The 1,362-nt window shown below is 62.6% G+C and carries 1 protein-coding gene; it reads left to right on the forward strand.

Going from position 1 to position 1,362, the window contains the following annotated elements:
• Positions 1 to 134 precede the first annotated feature (134 nt).
• A complete protein-coding gene (locus tag ACV22V_RS32335; RefSeq protein WP_448016803.1) occupies positions 135 to 1,124 on the forward strand; it encodes a glycerophosphodiester phosphodiesterase family protein in 990 nt (329 codons plus the stop codon).
• Positions 1,125 to 1,362 lie beyond the last annotated feature (238 nt).

The following is a 1,362-nucleotide window of genomic DNA, read 5'->3' on the forward strand; positions in this document are numbered from 1 at the left end:
CGTCGATCAGCACTGAATTCGAACGAAAGCTCGACCTGATATCGGTGACGATCAGACGATCGACAACGTCGACGTGCACTGGAGCATCGTCATCGAGATGAACAGGAGACCGTATGAAAAAAGCAGCGCAATGCATGCAGAATAGATTCACGCGCCTCGGGTGGTTTGGGGCAATCGGGGTAGCCGCCGTGCTTTCTGCTTGCGGTGGAGATCGGCCCGTCGCACACGATGTCGAAAGTGGCACTGCGATTCGTGTCCCGATGATCGTGGCCCATCGGGGCGGGGCGGCGGATGCACCGGAGAACACGCTGGAAGCGATCGGATTGGCAGTGCGGCATCGCGCCGACGCGATCTGGGTCACGGTGCAGTTGAGCAAGGATGACGTGCCCGTGCTGTATCGCCCGGCCAGGCTGAGCGATCAGACCGGCGTGGCAGGCACGGTCGCGGATTACACCGCCGGCGAGCTCGCGCAAATGAATGCGGGTCGAAACTTCAAGGACAAGGACGGCGGCAATCCCTATCTGTCACATCCTGTCGGCATACCGACGCTGCGCGATGCGCTACGCGCGATTCCGCGCGGCTTGCCGATCATGCTCGACATGAAGGCGCTGCCGGCGGAGCGGCAGGCGCGTGCCGTTGCGCAGGTTTTGACGGAAGAGAGCGCCTGGTCTCGCGTTACGATTTATTCGACCGAAGCGGCATACCAGCAGGCGTTCGCGGTCTACTCGGAAGCGAAACTGTTCGAGTCGCGCGATGCCACGCGGAATCGTCTGGTCAAGGTACTGCTTGGCGAGGGATGCGAGAACGTGCCGGCCGCTCCCTTATGGGCAGCGTTCGAATTGCATCGGAAGTTGACCGTCACCGAACGATTCACGCTCGGCGAAGGGCGTTCCGATGCGCTCGCGACGATGTGGACGCGTCGAACGGTTGCCTGCTTCCGCCGGGACGCACCTGTCAGGATACTGGCGATCGGAGTGAACGATGCGGGAGACTACCGGACGGCGGCGTGCCTGGGCGTGGACGCGGTGTTGACGGATTCGCCTGCGACGCTGATGAAGATTCGACACGAAGTCGGCCTGATCGCAGATCATGACACGGGCTGCGGCACACCGGCCACGCGATGACGAGCGTTCGTGTCGGCACCGCCGACACATCGCCAACGCGGGGCGCTGCGCCCGGCCGAGCGGGCGCCGGGCGAAACCTACCGCACGAAGTGCGCACGGGCGGCAAATCCGTTTACAGGTGCTCTGTCACGTTGGCGGAGTTTGTTCGCAAGGGAAGTAAGAGCGGCCTGCATGCGTCATGCTGCAGACGGATTTTGGGTGACTTCGGTGAATTCACGCCACGTCGAGAAGCGTGCGG

Source organism: Burkholderia sp. AW33-5, from assembly GCF_053427615.1.

What these genes read in the sequence shown, in the direction of transcription:
- ACV22V_RS32335 (WP_448016803.1), top strand. Translation starts at nt 135, where the DNA reads ATGCAGAATAGATTCACGCGCCTCGGGTGGTTTGGGGCAATCGGGGTA.